The sequence below is a fragment of the Streptomyces sp. NPDC089919 genome, from assembly GCF_040684615.1.
In the GTDB taxonomy this organism is placed as follows: Bacteria; Actinomycetota; Actinomycetes; order Streptomycetales; family Streptomycetaceae; genus Streptomyces.
The window spans coordinates 1-4,685 of sequence record NZ_JBFBGK010000209.1 but is presented as its reverse complement, the minus strand read 5'-3'; the positions used below and the strand labels follow the sequence as shown (position 1 = coordinate 4,685).

Annotated in this window: 4 protein-coding genes; 3 read left to right on the top strand and 1 reads right to left on the bottom strand. The window is 76.5% G+C overall.

Annotated elements, in window-relative coordinates; all coding sequences use genetic code 11:
- Positions 1-139: 139 nt before the first annotated feature.
- Entirely contained in the window at positions 140-1,411 is a 1,272-nt protein-coding gene (locus tag AB0O40_RS37590; protein ID WP_365050787.1) for a haloacid dehalogenase-like hydrolase, read from the top strand.
- Positions 1,412-1,421: 10 nt separating this feature from the next.
- Here AB0O40_RS37590 and AB0O40_RS37585 read toward each other — a convergent pair whose 3' ends face one another.
- Positions 1,422-2,624: an amino acid deaminase/aldolase gene (locus AB0O40_RS37585; protein WP_365050790.1), complete on the bottom strand. Its 1,203-nt coding sequence runs from the start codon at positions 2,622-2,624 to the stop codon at positions 1,422-1,424.
- 156 nt (positions 2,625-2,780) lie between these two features.
- Between AB0O40_RS37585 and AB0O40_RS37580 the strand changes: the two genes are divergently transcribed.
- Positions 2,781-3,452, top strand: coding sequence for a hypothetical protein (locus AB0O40_RS37580; RefSeq protein WP_365050784.1), 672 nt, complete (start codon positions 2,781-2,783; stop codon positions 3,450-3,452).
- A gap of 158 nt (positions 3,453-3,610) precedes the next feature.
- On the top strand, positions 3,611-4,685 hold a 1,075-nt coding region (mycP, locus tag AB0O40_RS37575), incomplete at its 3' end, for a type VII secretion-associated serine protease mycosin (protein WP_365050782.1).

Here is a 4,685-nt window from a genome sequence, read left to right as displayed (position 1 = left end):
GAGCAAGACCAGGGGGCCACTCGATCACATTGCGGTCAGGTCCAAAGACCTGACCGAGTTGCCAACTAGCGTACGGCCGAGTGCGCCCGGCTGTCCCTTTCACCCGCCCCCGCCCCGCGTACGTCAGGAGCCCCAGCCCATGCGCAGACACCTCCCGGCCGCCCTCGCCCTCGTCGCGGCGGTCGGCGCCCTGCCGGCCACCGCGACGCCCGCCGCGGCCCGTCCCGGGGGCTGCGACCGGCCCGTGGTCGGTGCCGGCTGGTACGGCGACAACCAGGCCCGGCTCCAGCGGCTGGTCGACGACTACGGCCGCTGCACGCCGTACCGGCCGGACCGGCACCGGCCGGTGGCGGTCTTCGACTGGGACAACACGGTGGTCAAGAACGACGTGGGCGACGCGACCTTCTTCTGGCTGCTGCGCAACGGAAAGGTGCGCCGCCCCGCCGACGGCGACTGGAGCGGCACCAGCCGGTACCTGACCGCGCCCGCCGCCCGGGCCCTGTCGGCCGCCTGTGATCCGCTCGCCGCGCCCGGCGCGCCCCTGCCCACCGGCACCCGCGAGGGGCTGGCCTGCGCCGACGAACTGAACGCCGTCTACGGGACCGGCGCCACCCGGTCCGGCGCCACCGCCTTCGCCGGGTGGAACCACCGCACCACCGAGCCCGGTTACGCCTGGCTCGCCCAGCTGATGCAGGGCTGGACCCCCGCGCAGGTACGGTCCTTCGCAGCGGCCGCCCGGACCGAGAACCTGACCGCGCCGATCGGTGCGCAGCAGCAGGTGGGCAGCGCCTCCGTGACCGGCTGGGTGCGCTACTACGACCAGCAGAAGGCACTGATCCGCACGCTGCGCACGGCCGGCTTCGACGTCTGGATCAGCTCCGCCTCGCCGCAGCCGGTGGTGGAGGCGTGGGCCGGGACCGTCGGGGTGCGCGCCGACCACGTCATAGGCATCCGCAACGTCGTGAAGGCCGGCACGCTCACCCCCCACCTGCAGGGCTGCGGCTCGGTCCCCGACGGTGCCGACTCCATGATCACGTACATCGACGGCAAGCGGTGCTGGATCAACCGCGAGGTGTTCGGGGTCCGCGGGGCCGCCGCGGAGCGGGTCGGGCCTCCCGGCCGCCGACAGGTCTTCGCGGCCGGGGACTCGGACACCGACGTGTCCTTCCTCAGCGACGCCACCGCCCTGCGGCTGGTCCTCAACCGCAACAAGAACGAGCTGATGTGCCGGGCCTACGACGACGCCGACGGCCGCTGGCTGGTCAACCCCATGTTCATCCAGCCCAAACCGCGCAAGGCCGCGGCCTATCCCTGCGCCACCACCGGGTACACCGGCCCGGACGGCACGCCGGGCCCGGTGCTGCGCGGGGACGGCTCCGCCGTCCCCGACCAGCAGGACACCGTGTACTGACCACCCGGACTCAGAGGAACGTCCGGCCCTCGCCGCGGTAGGTCGGCACGGTCGAGGCGATGCGGTCGCCCTCGATCAGGTGCAGTTCCTCGAAGCGCTCGCAGAGTTCGCCGGCCTTGGCGTGGCGGAACCACACCCGGTCGCCGATCCGGAGGTCGTCGGCGGGAGCGCCCAGGAGCGGGGTCTGCACCTCGCCCGCGCCCTCCTGGGGGTCGTAGCGCAGTCCTTCCGGGAGGTAGGGGACCGGCAGGCGGTCCGGGCCGGCCGCGCCCGAGGCCGGGTAGCCCCCGCCCAGCACGGTCACCACGCCCACCCCCGGCCGGCGCACCACCGGCTGGGCGAACAGCGCGGCCGGCCGGCCGCGGAAGGAGGTGTAGTTGTCGAACAGGCGCGGGACGTACAGCCCCGAGCCCGCGGCGATCTCGGTGACGGCGTCCTCGGCGGCGGTGCTCTGCACGCTGCCGGTGCCGCCGCCGTTGACGAACTCCAGGTCCGGCACCACCGCGCGGACCGCGCGGACCGTCTCCGCCCGGCGCACCGCCAGCTCCTTGCGGGCCGCCGCCTGCATCAGGCGGATCGCCCGGGAGCGCAGCGGCCGGCCGCCGACCGCGTCGCCGACCCCCGCGATGTGCCCCTCGTACGCCATCAGGCCGACCAGGCGGAAACCGGGCCGGTCGGCCACCCGGCGGGCCAGCTCCGCGAGTTGGGCCGGCTCGCGCAGCGGCGAGCGGCGCGCGCCGACGCGGATGCGCCCCCCGAGGAGCTGGAGCGCCGTGTCGAGCTCCAGGCACACCCGGATCTCCTCGGTGCCCCCGGCGCGGGCCGCGTCGATCAGCTCCAGCTGCGCCGGATCGTCCACCATCACGGTCACCGCACCGGCCAGCTTGGGATCCCCGGCCAGCTCCGCGAAGGCGGACCGGTCGGTCGACGGGTACGCCAGCAGCACGTCCTCGAAGCCGGACCGGGCCAGCCACAGCGACTCCGCCAGCGTGTACGACATGATCCCCGCGAACCCCGGCCGGGCCAGCACCCGCTCCAGCAGGGCCCGGCAGCGCACCGACTTGCTCGCGACCCGGACCGGCTTGCCGCCGGCCCGGCGCACGAGGTCGTCGGCGTTGGCGTCGAAGGCCGCCAGGTCGACGATGGCGAGCGGGGCGTCGAGGTGCGCGGTGGCCCGGTCGTAGCGGGCCCGGTCAGCGGCGGGAGTCGTCACCGGTGTCGTCATGGGCGCAGCTTGCCAGACCCCGTTACCCGGGGGTAGGGGGAAGATCGAGCCCGTAGAGTACGGGCGTCGAGTACGCGGCGCCGGATGCGGGCGTCACGCGCGCGGGCGGGCGCGCGGCCGAGTACGGGGGGTGTGCGCAGCCGGATGGTGGCCGAACCGGGGCGGGGAGTACCGGCGGTGGTGTGCGCGATGCTGGGCACCGGACTCATCGGCGGCGCCCTGGCGGGCACCTGGCTGCTGGGCAGTGCCGAAGCGGTGCCACCGGCCGAGGCGGCGTACCAGCGGGCCGCCGGGCTGTGGCACACCGAACCGGTCGACTCGCTCTTCCCGCCGGTCCTGGCCGGCGACGGCGCCGGTCCCGGGGGCGCGGACCGCCGCTGGACCCGGATCGCGGTCGACGCCGGTACCGGGTGCGGGGCCTGGGCGCTGCGGTACGGCTGCGCGCACGAGCTGCGGGCCACCTACACGGACGCGACGCGGAGTTCGGTGATCGGGGCGGGGCTGGTCTTCACGGCCGGTGCGCCGCGGCCCGCGGCCCCGGCGGTGCCGGCCGGGGCGTACGGGGTGGCGGACGCGGCGCGCGGCAGCTGGACGGTCTCCGTCCTGCGGGACGCGCCAGTCGTGGTCTACACGGTGTCCGGTTTCGCGGACGGCCGGCGGGTGGCGACCCCTCGCCCGGCGGCCTCTGCGATGTCCACGTCCGATGTGAGTGCGGTGGGGCAGGCGGGTCTGGGATACGAGGCCCAGGCCGTCGCCGACCGCCTGGAGCGCGCCCTACGACGCGAGGCCGCGGCCCCTACCGGAGCCCCCCGATGACGGGGCCCGGGCCCCGGCCCGTCCCGGTGCGCTCAATCGCCGCGCGGGCTGGATGTGCGCAGCACATTCCAGCCCCGCCGGCGTTTGAGGCGACCGCCGCGCAGCGGTGGTGTGGGGGATCCGGGGGCAGCTGCCCACCGGTTTCGGGGAGGGGCGGGGTGGGGGAGGGCTCCGCGCAGCGGCGGCGCGGCCCGCGGTGGGGCCGGGGGGCGGCGGTCGCGGCCGTCGTCGCGCTCGGCGTCGCGGGCGGCACGGCCCCCGCACACGCGGACGGCATCCGGGACCGCCAGTGGGGCCTCGCCGCGCTGCACGCGCACCAGGCGTGGGACACCACCCGCGGCGCCGGCGTGACCGTGGCCGTACTCGACACCGGCGTCGACGGGACCCATCCCGACCTGCGCGGCGCGGTGCTGCCGGCCAAGGACCTGGTCGGCTTCGGGGCGACCCGCGGCGACCGCGCCTGGGCCCGCCACGGGACCGCCATGGCCTCGGTCATCGCCGGCCGGGGCCACGGCCCCGACCACCGGCTGGGCGTGCTCGGCATCGCGCCCGAGGCGAAGATCCTCCCCGTCCGGGTGATCCTCGAAGAGGGCGACAAGGGCCGGGAGCGGGCGCGCGAGCGCCGCGGCGGCGCCCTCGCCGAGGGCATCCGGTGGGCCGCCGACCACGGCGCCGACGTGATCAACCTCTCCCTCGGCGACGACAGCGAGTCCGCCCACCACGAGGCCGCCGAGGACGAGGCGGTCCAGTACGCCCTGGCCAGGGGCGTGGTCGTGGTCGCCTCCGCGGGCAACGGCGGCGGCGCCGGCGACCGGGTCTCCTACCCGGCGGCCTACCCCGGCGTGATCGCCGTCACGGCCGTGGACCGCGACGACACCAAGGCCCCCTTCTCCACCCGCCACTGGTACGCCACCGTCAGCGCCCCCGGCGTGGACATCGTCATCGCCGACCCCGACCGCACCTACTACGAGGGCTGGGGCACCAGCGCCGCCGCGGCCTGGGTCTCCGGTACCGCCGCCCTGATCCGCGCCGCCCACCCGGACCTCGGCCCCGCGCAGGTCAAGAAGCTGCTCGAGGACACCGCCCGGGACGCCCCGGCCGGCGGCCGGGACGACTCCCGGGGACACGGCCTGGTCGATCCGGCCGCCGCCCTCGACGCCGCCGGGGCGGTGCGCCACGAGCCCGCGCTGCCGGTCCCGGCCGGGCCCCCGGCCCGCTACTTCGGACCCGGCC

Bases quoted from the DNA above. Each gene is read 5' to 3' on its own strand.
- AB0O40_RS37590 (WP_365050787.1), top strand. From the start codon at position 140: ATGCGCAGACACCTCCCGGCCGCCCTCGCCCTCGTCGCGGCGGTCGGC.
- AB0O40_RS37580 (WP_365050784.1), top strand. From the start codon at position 2,781: ATGGTGGCCGAACCGGGGCGGGGAGTACCGGCGGTGGTGTGCGCGATG.